Annotated in this window: 14 protein-coding genes and 1 pseudogene; 13 read left to right on the top strand and 2 right to left on the bottom strand. The window is 35.7% G+C overall.

Annotation, left to right across the window (positions count from 1 at the left end; all coding sequences use genetic code 11):
• Positions 1 to 14 precede the first annotated feature (14 nt).
• From F5ESL0233_RS05570 to F5ESL0233_RS05550, 5 genes are all read left to right on the top strand, one after another.
• Positions 15 to 419, top strand: a complete 405-nt coding sequence (locus F5ESL0233_RS05570; RefSeq protein WP_090092854.1) for a rhodanese-like domain-containing protein — start codon at positions 15 to 17, stop codon at positions 417 to 419.
• A gap of 65 nt (positions 420 to 484) precedes the next feature.
• A complete protein-coding gene (gene miaA, locus F5ESL0233_RS05565; RefSeq protein WP_090092853.1) occupies positions 485 to 1,405 on the top strand; it encodes a tRNA (adenosine(37)-N6)-dimethylallyltransferase MiaA in 921 nt (306 codons plus the stop codon).
• Positions 1,398 to 2,642, top strand: coding sequence for a methionine gamma-lyase family protein (locus F5ESL0233_RS05560; RefSeq protein ID WP_122059179.1), 1,245 nt, complete (start codon positions 1,398 to 1,400; stop codon positions 2,640 to 2,642). The genes miaA and F5ESL0233_RS05560 overlap by 8 nt, the downstream gene beginning before the upstream one ends.
• Positions 2,643 to 2,828: 186 nt before the next feature.
• The gene (gene glnA, locus F5ESL0233_RS05555; protein WP_090092851.1) at positions 2,829 to 4,166 is read left to right on the top strand and encodes a type I glutamate--ammonia ligase; all 1,338 of its coding nucleotides are present in this window, start codon (positions 2,829 to 2,831) and stop codon (positions 4,164 to 4,166) included.
• A 436-nt stretch (positions 4,167 to 4,602) separates the two neighbouring features.
• On the top strand, positions 4,603 to 7,383 hold the full coding sequence (locus F5ESL0233_RS05550; RefSeq protein ID WP_122059177.1) for an SLAP domain-containing protein: 2,781 nt from the start codon (positions 4,603 to 4,605) through the stop codon (positions 7,381 to 7,383).
• A 150-nt stretch (positions 7,384 to 7,533) separates the two neighbouring features.
• Here the strand turns inward: F5ESL0233_RS05550 and pyrE are convergent, their stop codons facing one another.
• Together pyrE and pyrF are read right to left on the bottom strand one after the other, a co-directional pair.
• Positions 7,534 to 8,169 carry an orotate phosphoribosyltransferase gene (pyrE, locus tag F5ESL0233_RS05545; protein WP_122059175.1) on the bottom strand — a complete coding sequence of 212 codons (636 nt, stop codon included), beginning with the start codon at positions 8,167 to 8,169 and terminating at the stop codon, positions 7,534 to 7,536.
• The gene (gene pyrF, locus F5ESL0233_RS05540; protein WP_122059174.1) at positions 8,169 to 8,876 is read right to left on the bottom strand and encodes an orotidine-5'-phosphate decarboxylase; all 708 of its coding nucleotides are present in this window, start codon (positions 8,874 to 8,876) and stop codon (positions 8,169 to 8,171) included. Before pyrF ends, pyrE begins: the two co-directional genes overlap by 1 nt.
• 238 nt (positions 8,877 to 9,114) lie before the next feature.
• On the opposite strand from pyrF, the gene F5ESL0233_RS05535 reads away from it, so the two are divergent.
• From F5ESL0233_RS05535 to xerS, 8 genes and pseudogenes are all read left to right on the top strand, one after another.
• Entirely contained in the window at positions 9,115 to 10,038 is a 924-nt protein-coding gene (locus F5ESL0233_RS05535) for a dihydroorotate dehydrogenase (protein ID WP_122059172.1), read from the top strand.
• A 184-nt stretch (positions 10,039 to 10,222) separates the two neighbouring features.
• Positions 10,223 to 10,762, top strand: coding sequence for a bifunctional pyr operon transcriptional regulator/uracil phosphoribosyltransferase PyrR (gene pyrR / locus F5ESL0233_RS05530; protein WP_090092843.1), 540 nt, complete (start codon positions 10,223 to 10,225; stop codon positions 10,760 to 10,762).
• Positions 10,763 to 10,922: 160 nt separating this feature from the next.
• Complete coding sequence (locus F5ESL0233_RS05525) at positions 10,923 to 11,879, top strand: aspartate carbamoyltransferase catalytic subunit (protein ID WP_122059170.1); 957 nt, start codon at positions 10,923 to 10,925, stop codon at positions 11,877 to 11,879.
• On the top strand, positions 11,879 to 13,153 hold the full coding sequence (locus F5ESL0233_RS05520) for a dihydroorotase (protein ID WP_122059169.1): 1,275 nt from the start codon (positions 11,879 to 11,881) through the stop codon (positions 13,151 to 13,153). Before F5ESL0233_RS05525 ends, F5ESL0233_RS05520 begins: the two co-directional genes overlap by 1 nt.
• On the top strand, positions 13,154 to 14,239 hold the full coding sequence (locus F5ESL0233_RS05515) for a carbamoyl phosphate synthase small subunit (protein WP_122059167.1): 1,086 nt from the start codon (positions 13,154 to 13,156) through the stop codon (positions 14,237 to 14,239). It abuts the gene before it with no gap.
• A complete protein-coding gene (gene carB / locus F5ESL0233_RS05510) occupies positions 14,232 to 17,414 on the top strand; it encodes a carbamoyl-phosphate synthase large subunit (RefSeq protein ID WP_122059166.1) in 3,183 nt (1,060 codons plus the stop codon). The genes F5ESL0233_RS05515 and carB overlap by 8 nt, the downstream gene beginning before the upstream one ends.
• Positions 17,415 to 17,661: 247 nt before the next feature.
• Positions 17,662 to 17,976 (top strand): hypothetical protein, encoded by a 315-nt coding sequence (locus tag F5ESL0233_RS05505; protein WP_122059164.1) that lies wholly within the window; start codon positions 17,662 to 17,664, stop codon positions 17,974 to 17,976.
• Between the two features lie 235 nt (positions 17,977 to 18,211).
• A pseudogene (gene xerS / locus F5ESL0233_RS05500) lies at positions 18,212 to 19,250 on the top strand (tyrosine recombinase XerS).
• Positions 19,251 to 19,366: the final 116 nt, after the last annotated feature.

Below are 19,366 nucleotides of genomic sequence, written 5' to 3'. Positions count from 1 at the left end.
GGAGAGAATAATTTATGTCAACTCTATTGATTATTATAGACATTGTTTTAGTTGTGATTATACTTGCTTTTGTGTTTGTATGGCTGTGGAATAAAGTTCAAGCTAAGCGTCTAGGTAATGGCGACTTGTCAAACGATGAATTTAAACAAGGAATGCGAAAAGCTCAAATTGTTGATTTACGTGAAAAAGAGCCCTTCAAAAGAAAGCATATTGATGGTGCCAGAAATATTCCGTATACAATGTTAAAGTATCAATATGCTGAATTAAGGACTGATTTACCTGTGTACTTATATTCTGATTCCGTTTCGGTTACCTTGCGGGCTGCTAGGTTTTTACAAAAAAATAATTTTTCAAAAATCAAGTGGTTAAAAAATGGCTTTGATGAATGGAATGGCAGAACTAAGTCCGCTAAATACTAATTTTAAAAACATGTTTGTGACTATTCAAACGTGTTTTTTTCTATATAATATTAAGGAAAGTGAAAATGCAAAAAATATTAGCAATTGTTGGACCAACTGCTATTGGTAAAACTAGTATGGCAATCTCTTTGGCGCAAGAGCTGTCTGGTGAGATTATTTCTGGCGATTCAATGCAAGTCTATCAAGAAGTTGCAGTAGGAACAGCTAAACCAACTTATTCAGAAAGACAAGCTGTTAAACATTATTTAGTTGATACACAATCAATTTTTGCACCATATTCAGTAGTTGATTTTGTTCATGATGCTAAAAATGCCGTTCAAGAAATTACTAAAAAAAACAAATTGCCGATCCTTGTAGGGGGAACGGGCTTTTATGTTAATGCTTTTCTCAATCAAATGCAGCTTGGTGAAAAAAATAGCCAAGAAAGTGCAATCGCTGAAAAATGGAATATGTATTTAAAGCAAAATGGAGCTGCACAACTTTGGCAACAACTAGCTGCTCAAGATTTTGCAACTGCTCGTAAAATTTCACCCAATAATTCACGACGTGTGTTACGTGCCTTGACGGTAATTGAGCGAACAGGGAAAAAATTTTCGCAACAGCAAGAAGAAATTCTGCCGCGTTATAATTATTTAATAATCGGCTTAAATGCAGATCGTCAAGAAATATATCGGCGAATTAATCTGCGGGTTGACCAGATGATGGAGCAGGGTTTACTTAAAGAAGCAGAATATATTTTTCAAAATAAAGAACAAGAATATCAAGTATTGCAGGCAATCGGGTACAAAGAATTTTTTCCTTATTTTACCGGTGAAAAAAAATTGGTAGAATGTATAGCTGATTTAAAAACCGCCTCAAGACATTATGCTAAAAGACAGTTGACCTATTTTCGCCATCAATTACCAGTTAATTGGGTAGACCCATTAAAAAACAATAATTGTACAAAAGAAATTAAACAGAAAGTAGAGGCATGGTTAAATGAATAATTGGCCCAAAGAACTACAGCATCTTGTTAGTGAAATTGATCTGCAGATTGCACCGCAATTAGCAAAGATTGATGATATTATACTCTTCAATCAGAATAAGGTATTACAAGCTTTTAAAAAGGAAGAGGTTGCTGAAGCTGACCTAATTGGCAGTACTGGTTATGGTTCTGATGATAGTGGTAGAGATAAACTTGACCGCATGTATGCAGAAATTTTTGGCACAGAAGATGCTCTAGTTCGTTCACAATTTGTTTCGGGCACGCATACCTTGGCAACAGCTATGGCAGGTAACTTGTTACCTGGGGATGAACTAACCTATATAACTGGAATGCCATACGATACACTGCAACAGGTGATTGGCATTGCTGGCGATGGGCGTGGGAGTTTAATGTCATATGGTGTTAAATTTTCTCATGTTGATTTAAAAAACGGTGAAGTTGATTTTGCTGCATGTGAAAAATTGTTAACTGCTCATCAACCTAAAATGGTCGTAATTCAACGCTCACGTGGTTATGATACGCGCCAAAGCTTTACCGTTGAAAAAATTAGGCCGATGATTACGATGATTCGGGCAGCGAGTCCTAACAGTATTATTTTTATTGATAATTGTTATGGGGAGTTTTCCCAAAAGCATGAGCCAACTGAATATGGGGCAGATTTAATGGCTGGTTCATTGATTAAAAATGCTGGTGGTGGCTTGGCAAAGGTCGGCGGTTATATTGTGGGTAAACATGAATTAATTGAAAATGCGGCCCATCGTTTAACAGCTGGCGGAATTGGCCGCTTTGAAGGTGCAAGCCTAAATAATAATCTTGACTATTTTGAGGGTTTATTTATTGCACCAAGCGTAACTGGCAATGCCATTAAGGGTGCTATTTATACTTCAGCGATATTAGAACGAATGGGGCTTGAAGTTTCGCCTAAATGGAATGCTGAGCGGACGGATTTAATTCAAGCTGTAATTTTTAATGATCAAGAAAAAATGATTAATTTTGCTAAGACTATTCAGTCAAATTCACCCATTAATTCTTTTGTTGATCCAGTTCCAAGTAATGATGCTGGCTATGAAGATAAGGTGATTATGGCCGATGGCTCATTTATTGAGGGTGCCAGCATTGAATTTTCCGGAGATGGACCAATTCGACCACCGTATGCAATTTATATGCAAGGTGGATTGACATATGCGCATGTTAAACTAGCAATTACCAATGCCGTAAATGAATTATTTTTTAATTAATAATTTTTAATCAGTAATTGAAGTAAGTCAGAAGTAAAGCTTTGATAAAATTTATCTCAAAATAGTTATACCATTTTGACTTTTATCTAATGATTTGTTAATCTATTAATCAAAGTTTAGTATAAAGGTCAAGGCCTTTTGTAAACTATACCAATTATTAGTGGTTTATATTTTTAGGGGAAAAGCATGACAAACAAAATTTCAGAAGATGATATTAGAAAAAGTGTCGCTGATAACGATGTTCGATTTTTACGATTAATGTTTACTGACATTAATGGAACGTTAAAAGCAGTTGAAGTTCCAAATAGTCAACTTGAAAAAGTTTTAGAAAATGATATTCGTTTTGATGGTTCTTCAATTGATGGCTTTGTTCGGTTAGAAGAAAGTGATATGGTTTTATATCCTGATTTTTCAACGTGGTCAGTTTTACCATGGACTGATAGTCGAGGCGGAAAGATTGGTAGCCTAATTTGCTCTGTTCATACAACCGATGGACAGCCATTTACTGGTGATCCGCGTAATAATTTGAAACGTGTCCTTAATGAAATGAAAGAGATGGGTTTTTCAGCGTTTGATATTGGCTTTGAAGCAGAATTTCATTTACTTAAACTTGATAGTAATGGAAATTGGACTACGGAAGTTCCTGATCATGCCTCTTACTTTGATTTGACTTCTAATGATGAAAGTGCCAGTTGTCGTAGAGATATTGTTGAAACGTTAGAAAGCATTGGTTTTGAAGTTGAAGCTGCCCACCATGAAGTTGGCGTGGGACAACAAGAGATTGATTTTAAATTTGACGATGCTTTAACGACTGCAGACCGTGTGCAAATGTTTAAAATGATTGTCCGTGAAATTGCTAAAAAACACGGTTTATATGCAACATTTATGGCAAAGCCACTTCAAGGTGAAGCAGGTAATGGAATGCATACTAATATGTCTTTATTTAGGGACAATAAGAATGCTTTTTATGATAATAATAATAAATTCCATTTATCAAATACAGCACTTTACTTTTTAAATGGAATTTTAGAGCATGCGCGAGCTATTACTGCTGTAGGTAATCCAACTGTTAATTCATATAAGAGATTAATTCCGGGTTATGAGGCACCTGTTTATATATCTTGGGCTTCTAAAAATCGCTCACCAATGGTAAGGGTACCTTCGGCAGAAGAAATTAATACTCGTTTAGAAATGCGTTCGGCTGATCCAACTGCTAATCCATATTTGCTTTTGGCAGCATGCTTAAGTGCGGGACTATCAGGTATTAAAGCGGAAAAAATGCCAATGGATCCTGTTGATTGCAATTTATTTGAATTAAGTCAACAACAACGAGATGAATTAGGAATTAAACCATTGCCTTCTACATTACACAATGCGCTTAAAGCGTTTAAGGACGATCAGTTGATTCAAGCTGCTTTGGGTGATCATTTAACACAAAGTTTTATTAGTTCTAAAGAATTAGAATGGTCGCAATATACACAAACTGTTTCTGATTGGGAAAGAAATCGGTATATGGGTTATTAAGCCTTTAGTGGTTATAATATTTAAAAAGCAGCGAATTACAAAAGTAATTCGTTGCTTTTTATTATGTTTATCACATATAGTATACATATACCAATTAATATTTTTTAATTTTATATAAAAAATATTAATTTAAATACTAAGCATTAAATTAATAATTAAATTTAATATCAATTAATATTACTATTTATGTTATCAAATAATAATATATATATTTATTATTTGATAACATAAATATTTTATTTCTCAAAAAAAGTTTAAAATCGTTATTTAATAATACAATATTTTTTATATATTTACTATTGATATTTATTTTATACCAATTATATTATTGACTTAATTGAATGTTTTTATTAAACTTGATGTGTAACACATTATAGTAATGTTGCAAAATATAATTAAGTAATGGTTATGAATATAACTAGGAAAGAGAGAAGTTATGTTAGGAAAAAATAATTTCAATGAAAAGTTAAATAAAATAGAAAGGCAATCTAAGCATGATCGGTTTTCTATTAGAAAATTAACAGTTGGAGCTGCTTCAGTACTTATCGGATTGAGCTTCGTTGGGTTAAGTTCTCAAACTGCCAAGGCTGATACAATTAGTCCAGAAACAGATACCGCTGTAGTTGGTGAAAATGAAGTAACAGTAACCAGCCCTGACGTAAAAGAAAAAGTAGTCTCTAGTGCCACTAACACAGAAACTACTTCAAATGAAACAAAGAATGAATCTAAATCTAATGTAACATCATATCAGGGTTTAAAGACATTCTTAAAATTTTCTAGTAATGAAACCAATGAATCTGTAACTCCAGATTCTGCCAACATTACCAGACAAGATGATACTACAGATAAGTCTAAAATTCAAACAGATAAGTCTGAAATTCAAACAGATAAAGCTAATATCACCATGGTGGCTGATGAGATTAATACTTCTAATGTTAGTACTGCCGAGGGCTTTGTTACTGCTATGGGAAGTGGAGATAAGCATTATGTAAATTTGCTAGGAGATGTTGAGATTCCACATGGATTTACTGATACTTGGCTCAACAAATTAGGTGAAATTGGGGTAAAAGGAGATAAGATTATTGATGGTCAGGGACACACTTTGAACCTGAATGATAATCAATTAAGTGGTAATATTATTCAATCTCTAGGCTTACCTAATATTACGTTTAAGAACATTACCATTAATGGTACGGGTGCTTATTTGACTCATTTACCGATAGTTAACAATATTCCTTGGACAACTATTGGTGATTTTGGGAAAATCACTTTAGACAAAGTAATTACTAATGGAATTACTTTTGGTGGCGGTCTTGATTCACAATTGATTAGTGTTAGCGTTAACGTAATTGGCGATTCAACCATTAATTATAAAAGTAATAATAAGAATTCAAAAAATTCAACCTTGTTTGATGGGAATTTAATTGTTAATGATGGAGTAAATTTGGCTGTTAATGCGGGAAATTTAGTTCAGTTGTTTAATGGAGAACTAATGAACACCATTAATAATTTGATTCCTGATATTAACCATGTTAATAATAAAGATGACCTGATAAATGCAATTAAAGGTATAAAACTAGGTTCTAAATTTACAATAGGTAAAAATGCAAATGTAAATGTTTATCTTGATTCTACTGTAACAAGACTTTGCGAAAATACTTTACTAAATATTGAAGTTAATGATGGTGCAAGATTAAAATTAGTTGACAACGCTCCAGCAATTAAAGCAGAATTGCTAGATCCATTAGCTAACTGGGTATTTCTTTCTGCAAATAACCCTGCATCCGTAAAAATTATAAGTACTAATCCAGATGTTAAGCGTCCCCAAATTCGCTATTTAGGTACGGATATAACAGGTAAAAATATTGGCATGTCTGACATGGCTTTGCGTAAAAACTGGGTTCTAACTGCCACTCATTCAAACTTGATGGCATTAGCACTTCATAAAATTCCAATTGCCTCAGATATTATTGATACTATTTTGCCACAATTAAATCTTACTGGTTTAAATGAAACTTTAGTTAATGATTATCAAACTCCACTTAGTTTAATTAGTAAAAAAGGTAAAGCAAATAAAACATTTACAGACTTTGGTACTATGAAAGATCTGGAAAATTATTGTTCATTTTTGAATGGACCATTATTTGATGCAAGTGGAGTACCTATTCTCAATAAATTAGAGGGTGGTGAGCTTGCCGAAAAAATTAATAGGCTTTTAGGTATTAAAACGGTTCCTGGACTTCAGCTTGGTACTGATTTAGATGATGTTTTAGCTAAAACCGGAGCTGGAATTTATGATGTTACAAGTCTTAAGCAAACTGCTAAAAATGGTAAGGTCAGCTTAGGTAAAGATATACTTACTATAAACAATTCTGTTGACGGCACATCAAGCACAATTGATGCTTTATCTAATACTAAAGTGATTACTGGGGTACAATGGGTACCTGGTAAAGCAATGGATAATCAAGGAAATGTGATAGACGGTGGTGTTATAGCAGCTGCTGACGGTACAATAATTGATGGTGCTAAAGATACTGATGTAAGTAAGCAACTAGGCAACGCTATAGTTCATGTCGATTATTCTGATAATACTTACGATGAAGTACCTGTTCAGGTTAAGGTAGAAACAGCTACGAATGGTGGCACAAACGGCGGCACCAACAACGGTAGCACAAACGGTGGCACTAACAACGGTGGCACAAACGGCGGCACCAACAACGGTAGCACAAACGGCGGCACCAACAACGGTGGCACGAACGGCGGCACCAACAACGGTGGCACCAACAACGGTAGCACAAACGGTGGCGCTAACAATGGTAGTGATATAAACAAAAATTCAAACGGTACTGATGTAACTAAAGTTGCTGTTAAAAAGGTTATACGACATACTGCATATGTTTATGATTCAAATGGAACTCGTTTATCTAAAAAGTATACTTCATTTACTAAAGTAAATACTTTTGGCACAAAATTTATTAAAGGCCGGAAATATTATAATTTAGGTAATGATAAATTTATTATTGCGACAAACATTGATGGTACTTTAAGAAAGTTGAAGCACAATTCATATGTTTATAATAATAAAATAAAACGTATAAAGAAGAAGGCAATTAAAAAGGGTAAGTATATACGTACATATGGTAGTGCTGTACGGTTAACTGGTAAGAAGTATTATATAGTTGGTGCTAATAAATACGTTAAAAAAGCTAACTTCTAAAATAATAAACAACTATTTTTCATTATTCTAACCTAACATTTATCCTATAATATATAATTATATTGAAAAAACGCTTGATATTTTCAAGCGTTTTTTTATTATCCAATATATTAAAGTTATTGTTACCCCAAAAATTTGGTATTAAATTGGCTAATTAAATTTTTCGCCCCATTTCCATGGGTCTTGATGCCAACTTTTTAGAGCATCATATTCAGGAGCAGTTATATAATTTAATTCTTTTTCTTTCTTTAATAATTCGGGGTATGTTAATAATGATATAAAATCAACTGTAGCATCGTTAAAGTTTTTCTTAGTATCATTCAAAAAATAGGTGAAAATTGATGCAACCCCTAGAACATTGCCACCTTCTTTTTTAGTAGCGGCGACAGCGTTTAACACTGAACCACCGGTGGTAATTAAATCGTCAATTAAAACAATTTTATCATTAGCAGTAAAAATTCCCTCGATTTGTTTTCCCTTTCCATGGTCTTTGGGTTTTGGGCGAACGTAAATCATTGGTAAATTAAGTTTGCTGGCTACCCATGCAGCATGTGGAATGCCTGCAGTAGCAACCCCACCAATAATTGAAACATCAGGATACTTTTCTTTAATTAAGGCAGCTAAATCGCTAGCAATCCAATCGCGCAGGTCGGGGTAAGCGACAGTTAGACGTAGGTCGGTGTATATCGGTGAAAGCATCCCACTAGCATAGGTAAAAGGCTTATTAGGAGAAATAGTAATAATTTTGTGATCAACTAAATTTGTAATAATTTTTTCTTGGTACATCAGTTAAACTCCTTTTTAATGATTTGATAAACAGACGCTGGATCTGTAGCAGTAGTAATAGGTCTGCCAACTACAATTGCACTTGCGCCATAATCTTTGGCTTGCTTTGGCGTGGCAACCCTTTTTTGGTCACCATTTTGATTATTGGCTAAACGAATTCCTGGCGTTAAGTAGAGAAAATCAGTACCAATAATTTTTTGCAAGCTTGTTACTTCAAGTGGAGAACAGATGACGCCATCAGCACCGGCTTTTTTAGCTGTTTGAGCGAGACTAACTACTTGTTTGGTCATTGATAAAGAACAGTTCTGTTCATTTCGTAAAATAGCATCTGAAATTGAAGTTAGCTCAGTGACTGCTAATAATTTTGGCGGCTTCATACCCTTAGGTGTGCCCGCAACTAACCCTTTTTTGGCCGCCATAATCATTTCGCTACCGCCTAATGCGTGAATAGTAATACAGAATACGCCGAGTTGAGCTAATTGTTTAGCCGCACGATAAACTGTATTAGGAATATCATGTAGTTTTAAGTCTAAAAAAATGTGATAACCTTGCTCCACTAATTGTTTAACAAAATGCGAGCCAGAATGATAAAAAAGTTCCATTCCAATCTTTAAATAAGTTTTGTCAGCTGATCCTAATTTCATAAGTAAATTTTGAGCATCTTCTTCTCGATCATAATCTAAAGCAATAAATACTGCTTTTTCCATTGCCAACCTCCATCAAAAAAGCCTATTTTGGTACAGTGCGCATCAAAATAGACTTTTGTAGTAATTAAGTCATGTTGAACTTGCGGTCTCACTGTACCGTTTAAAGTTTACTAATACCGAGCTTACCACCTTATTGGACAAAATACAATAGATTTTTAGCTAGTAAAAATCAAAAAAAGGTGTAAAATAAGCCCCGAAATAATTGTAATGACAGAGAGCATTCATTTTGGAGGGAAATATGGTCAATCTTAATGTTAAATTACCCGGTCTTAAATTAAAAAACCCAGTTATGCCAGCAAGTGGGACCTTTGGCTTTGGCGACGTGGCTGCTGCCCAAAAATATGATTTAAACAAGTTAGGGGCACTGGTAATTAAAACGACAACACCTAACAAGCGTGTAGGTAATCCGCAACCACAGATTGCGGTTTTAGATGATGGAGTTTTAAATTCGGTTGGTTTAACTAATCCAGGCGTAGAGCAAGTAATTAATGAAAAACTAGTAGCGCTAAAGAAACTCTATCCAAATTTACCAATTATTGCTAGTGTTGGAGCTGAAGATGAAGCGGGTTATTTAACGGTGGCCAATCAACTAAGTCAAGCTCGCTTAGTTGATGCTTTAGAAATAAATCTATCTTGTCCCAATGTTGCCCAAGGAGGAATGACTTTTGGTGTCCATCCTAAAATGGTAGCACGGATTACCTCAGCTATTAAACAAAAAGTTAAGTTACCAATTTATATTAAATTAACACCGAATGTGACTAATATTCAGGAAATTGCTCGTGCTGCCGAAGATGGTGGCGCAGATGGGCTAGTTCTTATCAATACAGTTATGGGCATGCGCATTGATATTGCTTCGCGCAAACCATTACTTGGGAATAATATTGGCGGTTATTCTGGTCGTGGCATTAAGCCTATTGCCCTTTATTTGGTACATCAAGTTCGAGTAGCTACGCAGTTGCCAATTATTGGTATGGGTGGCATTGAAACGGCGAGTGATGTAGTTGAGTTTATGCTAGCTGGAGCAAATGCGGTTGAAGTTGGTAGCGCTCATTTTCATAATCCGTTAGTTTGTCCCGAGATTATTCAAGCTCTTCCTCGAGTACTTGATGATTTGGGCGTTAGTGATATCAATGATTTGGTTGGTCAGGTAAAATTTAACTAAAAGGTCGCTCTTGCTTTTGGTTGACAATCTAAATTTTCGCACGTATATTATAAATATATATCGTCCTTAAAATTAGTCCCGTGAGGCTAACAAGGCAAGCTTAATTAAGTATTAACTTTCTAGTAAGCACCTAGTCTCAAGGTAGATTAGGTGCTTTTTTAAGGCAAAATAGATAGGAGAAAACATGGCAAAAGAAATTTGGGATGCGTTAACGATGAAACGGGCTTTAACGCGAATTACTTATGAAATAATTGAGCACAATAAAGGGACTGAAAATTTAGTATTAGTTGGTATTAAGACTCGGGGAGTTTATTTAGCTCAACGAATTCATGAACGAATTCAAAAATTAGAAGGAGTCGATGTTCCTCTAGGTCAGTTGGATATTACACTTTATCGTGATGATCGCCATGATGCATCTTTACCACAAGAGCCAGTTGTCAATTCAACTGCAATCGATGTTGATATTACCAATAAAAATGTTGTTTTAGTTGACGATGTTATTTTTACTGGTCGTACTATTCGCTCAGCCATGGATGCGATTATGGATTTGGGTCGTCCAAGTTCAATTGCGGTGGCCGTACTAGTTGATCGCGGGCACCGTGAATTGCCTATTCGAGCAGATTTTGTCGGTAAAAATATCCCGACTTCTTCCCATGAACAAGTTGCAGTAAATGTGGAAGAAATTGATCATAAAGATAGTGTAGAGTTAAAACCACTGTCATAAATTATTATAATTCAGCCATTTAATTGACTTCAGAGAGGGTCAGAAGGGTTTGAGTTTTTTTGCTGCTTGTATACTAAAATTTAGTCAGCTTAAAACCCTTTTGCTAAACCTGAAGCATAAATTAGCTTCAGGTTTATTTTTTTAAGAAAGCGTCTAAATTATGAAAACTAAAAATTTTGTCACTCTATCACACTTTGTTAATGTAGAAAATTTATCAACAGCTGAAGTTTTAGCTCTTATTGAACGGGCAGAATATTTTAAAAATGGTGGCGCTACGCCAAAATTAAGCCAACCAGTATATGCAACAAATATTTTTTTAGAAAATTCTAGTCGAACAAGAACAAGTTTCGAAATGGCGGAGCGCAAATTAGGCTTAACCGTAATTCCATTTGATTCAGAACATAGTTCAACTAAGAAAGGTGAAACTCTCTATGATACTTCCTTGACTATGGCTGCGCTAGGAGTTGATTTAGAAGTTATTCGCCATCCGCAAAATGAATATTATCAAGAATTGATTCACCCAGATAACGTGCATCACTTGCAAATTGGAGTAATTAATGGTGGAGATGGTAGCGGTCAGCACCCATCACAATGTATGCTTGATATGATGACTATTCATGAGCATTTTGGTCATTTTAAAGACTTAAAAGTGGCAATCGTAGGTGATATTAGCAATTCCCGCGTTGCAAAAAGTGATATGGAACTATTAACACGCTTGGGGGCGCAGGTTTACTTTTCGGGACCAAGTTATTGGTATGATAGTGAATTTGATCAATATGGTGAATATCAAGAGCTTGATCAATTAGTGAACCAAGTTGACGTGATGATGCTCTTGCGGGTGCAACATGAACGCCACGAAGGTGATCCAAATGAACAAAAATTTGATGCAAAAAAATATCATGAAGATTATGGAATTAACCAACGTCGTTACGCTGACCTAAAAGAGCAAACCATTATTATGCATCCCGGTCCAATTAATCGTGGGGTTGAACTAGCTGATGAATTAGTTGAAGCACCTAAAAGTATGTTTTATCGGCAGATGCAAAATGGAGTTTTCATGCGTATGGCGATGCTTGAAGCGGTGATGCGCGGACGCAAACTAGGAGGGCTAGAATAATGGCGCTTGTCATTAAAAATGGTACGATTTTTGTTAATGGTCACTTAGAGCAAGGCGATTTATTAATCAATCATGGTTTAATCTCAGCTATTGGCCGTAATTTAACCGCAGATCGGGTAATAGATGCTACAGACAAATTAGTTAGTCCAGGGTTAATTGATCTTCATGTTCATTATCGTGATCCGGGCCAAACTGCAAAAGAGAATGTTCAAACTGGTTCTTTAGCTGCAGCTCACGGTGGTTTTACCACTGTTGGGGCAATGCCTAATGTTGTTCCTGTACCTAATGATGCTGATTTAATGACACAAATGGTCACTAATAATAAAGCAAACGGAGTAGTTCATATTTTGCAATATGGCCCAATTACCGTCAACGAAACAACTGACGTATTTCCTGATTATGCCGCACTTAAAAAAGCTGGCTGCTTTGCCCTAAGTAATGATGGGCACGGCGTACAAGATGCCCAAACAATGTATCTTGCAATGCAAAAAGCTAAAGCTAATGATTTGATTATTGCTGAGCATGCTCAAGATGATAGTTTGTTCAATCTAGGTGTAATTAATGAAGGTGAAAAAGCCAAGGCTTGGAGTTTGCGACCAATTACTGAATTGGCAGAGACAACACAGATTGCGCGTGATTTATTACTAGCGCAAAAAACAGGAGTTCATTATCATCTCTGTCATGTATCAACGGCAACTAGTGTAGAACTAGTTCGTTGGGCCAAAAAGCAAGGGATTCATGTTACTTGTGAAGTTACGCCACACCATTTACTTTTAAATGAACAAGATATTATGAGTAACAATGGCAATTATAAAATGAATCCGCCGTTACGTAGATCAGAAGATCAAGCAGCTTTGATTGGCGGTTTATTAGACGGTACGATAGATCTAATCGCTACAGATCATGCACCGCATACAAAACAAGATAAAAGTGGGGGCTTTGCTAAAGCAGCTTTTGGCATTACAGGTAGCGAGACGGTCTTTAGCCAGTTATATACACATTTTGTTAGAACTAATATTTTTACGCTTGAGCAATTACTCAATTGGCTTACTCTAAAACCTGCTCAAGCTTTTGAACTAAAAAATACTGGCCGTATTGGTCTAAATCAACCAGCTGACTTAGCAATTTTTGATTTAAAAAATGCTAGTGTAATTAATGAAACCAACTACCAATCTAAAGGGAAAAATACACCATTTACTGGACAAACAGTTTATGGACAAACTGAACTAACCATGGTTAATGGTCAGATAGTTTACCAAAAGAAAGGCAATTAAATGAAATACTTAATTTTAGAAGATGGCAGTATCTACGCAGGTGAAGGTTTTGGTAGTAATTGTGAGACACAGGGTGAGGTTGTGTTTACTACAGGGATGACAGGTTACCAAGAAGCAATTACTGATCAATCATATGCTGACCAAATTTTGGTTTTTACTAATCCGCTAATTGGTAATTATGGTATTACCTTGGCTGATTATGAATCGCTTGAGCCTGGCATTAAAGGGGTAATTTGCCATCAGTTAGCGCGTTATCCCGATAATTGGCGCATGCAAACTACGCTACCGCATTTTTTAGAGCAACTTGATATTCCGGGAATTCAAGGAATTGATACTCGTATGTTGGTCAAAAAGTTACGCCAATTTGGGACGATGAAAGGTCAAATTTGCAATAGTCAAAAGGATGCTGCCAAAGTCATAGCTAAGCTACGTGCGACTAATGTGACTGCTGGGGTAGTAAAGCAAGTGGCTACGACAAAGTCTTATCCAGTTCCAGGCTCTAAGCGTAATATTGTAGTGGTTGACTTTGGCTTGAAAAATAGTATTTTACGTGAACTTAGTAAACGTGACTGTAATTGTATTGTAGTACCTTACACAACTTCTGCTGAAAAAATTTTAGCCCTTCATCCCGATGGAGTTTTGCTTTCCAATGGACCGGGTGATCCACTGGAAATGCAAGATGCGATAAAAATGGTTCAGCAAGTTGAGCAGCAAATTCCTTTAATGGGTATTTGCCTCGGACATCAGATTTTTGCTCTAGCCAATGGGGCTAAAACTTATAAGATGAGATTTGGTCATCGGGGTTTTAACCATCCGGTCCGCGAAATTGCTACAGGAAATATTGGTTTTACTTCGCAAAATCATGGTTACGCAGTTAAAGCAAGTTCAATCGATGTAAGTCAATTGTTAGTGACCCATGTTGAGATTAATGACGGTACAATTGAAGGGTTACAACATAAAAAATATCCTGCCTTTTCAGTACAGTTTCATCCTGATGCAACTCCAGGTCCCCATGACGAAGAAGGAATTTTTGATTATTTTATGCAAATGATTGATCAAAGAAAGGAAAACGAACTTCATGCCTAAAAGAACAGATATTCACAAAATTATGGTTATTGGGTCAGGCCCGATTATTATTGGTCAAGCCGCGGAATTCGATTATTCAGGTACGCAAGCGTGTTTAGCCTTGCGCGAAGAAGGATATGAAGTTATTTTAGTTAATTCCAATCCGGCAACTATTATGACGGATACAACCATTGCAGATAAAGTTTATTTAGAACCACTAACTGTCACAGCTATTTCGCGTATCATCCGGCGGGAATGTCCTGATGCAATTTTGCCAACGCTTGGTGGGCAAGTGGGGTTAAATATGGCACTTTCGCTAGCAAAAAGTGGTATTTTAGCTGAATTGAACATTGAATTGTTGGGAACTAAATTAGAGTCAATTGAGCAGGCAGAAGATCGGGAACAATTTAAAGAGCTTTGTCAAAAGTTAGGTGAACCTGTTCCACCATCAGAGAGTGTTAAAAACGTTGAAGCTGCTTTAGCTTTTGGTAAAAAATGTGGTTATCCGATTATTGTACGACCGGCTTTTACAATGGGGGGAACAGGTGGTGGAATCTGTAATGATCCAACTGAATTAGCCCAAGTTGCTAAAAATGGTCTAGAATTGTCGCCAGTAGGCGAATGTTTGATTGAACGCTCAATCGCTGGTTATAAGGAAATTGAATTTGAAGTTATGCGTGATCACGATGACCATGCCATGATTGTTTGTTGTATGGAAAATTTTGATCCAGTAGGAATTCATACTGGCGATTCAATTGTTTTTTCACCTGCTCAAACTCTATCAGATAAGGAATATCAATTACTACGTGATTGCGCATTACGGCTGATTAGAGCTTTGAAAATTGAAGGTGGCTGTAACGTTCAACTGGCTTTAGATCCAAATAGCTTTACTTATGATGTGATTGAAGTTAACCCACGAGTTTCACGCTCGTCTGCCTTGGCGTCGAAAGCAACGGGTTATCCCATTGCCAAAATGGCAGCAAAGATAGCAATTGGGATGACACTAGATGAAATCAAAAATCCAGTAACAGGGACAACTTATGCTGAATTTGAACCAGCCCTTGATTATGTAGTTTGCAAGATTCCACGGTGGCCATTTGACAAATTTACTAAGGCTGATCGGACTTTAGGTACCCAAATGAAGGCGACAGGTGAAGTCATGGCAATTGGACGTACTGGTGAAGAAGCCTTTCAAAAAGCGGTGCGTTCTTTAGAAATTGATCAAAAAGACTTTTTTGCGCCACAAGCGCATCAAGCAAGTGATGAAGAATTAGAACAAAAATTAGTCAAGGTACAGGATGATCGCCTTTTTTATTTAGCAGAGGCCTTTCGCCGAAATTATTCTATTTCTGATCTACATGAATTAACTAAGATTAATTTTTACTTTTTAGACATTGTAAAGCATCTTGTTGAATTAGAACAAACCATTCAGGCTCATCCTAAAGAGATTGCAACTCTCAAGTTAGCCAAAAAATACGGTTTTAGTGATCAGACAATTGCTAATCTTTGGCAAGAAGATGAAAGCAGCATTCGTCAATTGCGTAAAGCAAAGGGGATTGTTCCAGTTTATAAGATGGTTGATACTTGTGCGGCAGAGTTTGCTTCGCAAACGCCATACTTTTATTCAACTTATGATACCGAAAATGAAAGTCAAACAACTACTCGAAAATCAGTTTTAGTAGTTGGCTCGGGACCAATTAGAATCGGTCAAGGGGTTGAATTCGATTACGCCACCGTTCACTGTGTTAAAGCCTTGCAAAAGATGGGCTACGAAGCAATTGTTATTAATTCTAATCCAGAAACGGTTTCAACTGATTTTTCGATTTCAGATAAATTATACTTTGAGCCATTAACCTTAGAAGATGTGCTAAATGTTTGCGATTTAGAACAACCGGAAGGGGTAATTATTCAGTTTGGTGGACAAACGGCAATTAATTTAGCTGCAGGACTTGAAAAAAATGGTATTAAGATATTAGGAACTAGTGTTGCTAATTTAAATCGCGCAGAAGATCGTGAGTTGTTTGATCAAGCAGTTAAAGAACTGCAGTTAAAGCAGCCACAAGGAATTACAGCAACTACTCATGAAGGTGTGATGCAAGCAGCAGAGCAGTTAGGCTATCCAGTATTAGTACGGCCGAGTTATGTTTTGGGTGGTAAAGCAATGGAAATTGTTTATACTCCTGCAGAATTAACGGATTATTTGCAAAACCATGTTGATATTGCTGCTAGTCATCCAATTTTAGTTGATGATTATCTTGATGGGCGTGAATGTGATGTTGATGCAATTTGTGATGGTCAAAACGTGCTAATTCCAGGTATTATGGAACATATTGAACATGCAGGCGTACATTCAGGTGACTCGATGGCGGTCTATCCAGCCCAAACTTTTTCACCTGAGATTAAACAAAAAATTGCTGAAGTAACTAAAAAATTCGCCTTAAAACTTAACTGTCATGGGATTATGAATCTGCAGTTGATTGAGCGCAATGGTGAAATTTATATTATTGAAGTTAATCCACGTACCAGTCGAACAGTCCCATTTTTAAGTAAAATTACAGGGATTGAAATGGCGCAAGTGGCAACTCGAGTAATTATGGGGCAAAGTTTGCAAGCACAAGGCTATACTGACGGCTTAGCACCTGAACCCAAGATGATTAGTGTCAAGGCACCGGTCTTTTCCTTTAGTAAGTTAACCGATGTCGACAGTTATTTAGGTCCTGAAATGAAATCAACTGGTGAAGTTATGGGGAGCGATTTAAGTTTTCCTAAGGCTTTATATAAGGCTTTTGCTGGTGCTAATATGCAAATTCCAGATAGCGGCAATGTTTTATTGACTATTGAAGATCGTGATAAAAAAGAAGTTTTGCCAATTGCTAGTCGTTTTGCCCAGATTGGATATCGTATTTTTGCTGCTAGTGGCACCGCTAGCTATCTTAAGCAACATAATTTAAATGCAACTGTAGTAAATAAAATTCATGCAAAAACTGATGATAATATCTTGACTGAATTTAAAAATGGTAAAATCGATTTAGTAATCAATACGATGGGGCACGATGTGGCCAAGAATTCTGACGGTTTTATTATTCGCCAAGCGGCAATTAATCAGAATATTCCATTAATTACTAGTTTTGATACAGCGCGTGCACTGCTTATTGCTTTAGAGAATCGTTCATTTTTGACTACTAGTTTAAATTAAAATAATGCTTTAAATATTATTCCTAAGCTAAGGTTTATATTTAAAGCATTTTTTAGTGAAGGATAATAATAAGCAGTAATTTTTTTGCTTTGGTTTTTTGATAAAAATAGCGTTTACATAATTGACCCGTTATTGTACAGTTAATAATATTAGAAATTTAGATAATTACGTAAATTTTTTTTAAAAAAAGAATTTCAAAATAATTCTGGGGGTGTAGATATCATACCCTTTTGTAAAGGAAAAATTGATGAAACTTAAAAATACTAAAAAGATTATTGTGTTTATTTTAATGCTTTATTTTGTACTAATTACAGTCCATGTTTTTCTTGGTATTCATGGTGCAAGTGGTCTACTTAGTGCCAAGGGAAATATTTCAGTTGGGCTTTTCTTTGCATTACAATCTGGAGGAGGAAGCTTTAATATATTAGTAGAAATTTTACAAATGTCTTTGTTAACAATTATCGGTTCTGCTTTCTTTGTTTACTTGAAAAATAATAATATATTTTCTAATGTGCAACAAAGAATTGGTTCGGCTGCTTGCATTTTAGTTTTACTAATCTGAGAACATAAGAACATATTTTATCCTATTTGAACTTGTTTATTGTAGTGAATAATTATATTTCTTATTTACAATATCATTGATTGATTAAAACTATAAATTTAATCAGTGGTATTGATCGCTCTACTCTCTAAAATTAAGATGCTGCAGCGAATTTTTTTGTTTATGAGATACCCAATAATTTAACATATTTATTACAAAAGAAATCGGTATGGATTAAGAACACTACGCCAAATTAATCAATCGGGAACTTAGTAATTTACCGTTCTATGTCAGCGAGTTTTATCTAACCAAAAACTTATCAATCCAAAAACTTATCAATAATTACTAAATATTATTACTTAACAGAAATACGACGCTTCCTCACCTGGCTAATCCAAGAAGGTTTAAGCAGAGCAGATAGCTGCAAGAATATAAGTTTAAAAACTTTAGAGCATTTGAAACGTGACGATGTAATGTTTTATATTGATTCTTTAAAGAATAAGCCAAATAAGCAAAACAAATACAACTTTCCCACCACAATAAATAGACGATAAATGCACTTCGTTCTCTTTATACCTTTTTAACAGTGACTGCTGACAATAATAATGGAGAACCGTATTTTTACCGTAATGTCATGGCAAAAATCGATTCTCTCCTCGCTTCAAAAACGTTAAATTATCGTGCAAATGAACTCAAGACACACATGTATCGGGGACAAAAGAAACATGATTTTTTGGATTTTCTTTCTAATAGATATGAAACGCAGGTCAATAATAATATTGCAGGACATTTTGTGCGAAATAAAGAGCGTGATATTGCAATAATAGCGCTAATGCTAGGTGCTGGTGTGAGGGTCCAAGAGGCTGCCAGTGCAAATGTTAAGGAGTTAAACATACAAGCCCATGCTAAATGTGATCCGCAAAGGCGGTCAAAAAGATACTGTGCCAATTGCACGTTGGGTATTGCCCTATATCAGAAGGTACTTGGTCGTCAGAAATGACCGCTATCCTGGTGCCGAAGATGAAATTTCCCTCTTTGTGTCTCTACAAAATGGTAAGGCAAAACGGTTAACATCAGACGCTATCGAATAATTTGTTGCCAAGTATTCTGTAGCATTTGGCAACCGTATTACGCCTCATAAGTTGCGGCATACGCTAGCCTCGGAACTTTACGGAGAGACCCAGGACACCGTTTTGGTCTCACAGCAGCTTGTCCAGCATGGTACCTCTGTCACAGATTTGTACACCCATATTGATCAAACAGAGCAAAAAGATGCTTTAAACAAAATTAAATAAATTATTTATTTAATTGTTTATGTTATAAAATATTAGTTAATTTTGCTGGATCTAATTCTTCAATCTAAAGAGTTAGTTTTATTAATATTTTTTTAAAATTATCTACCTCTCTATTA

The sequence above is a fragment of the Lactobacillus sp. ESL0233 genome (assembly GCF_003692995.1).
Classification (GTDB): Bacteria; Bacillota; Bacilli; order Lactobacillales; family Lactobacillaceae; genus Lactobacillus; species Lactobacillus bombicola.
Note: the sequence above shows the minus strand (reverse complement) of the source record. Positions and strands in the feature narration are given on the sequence as shown.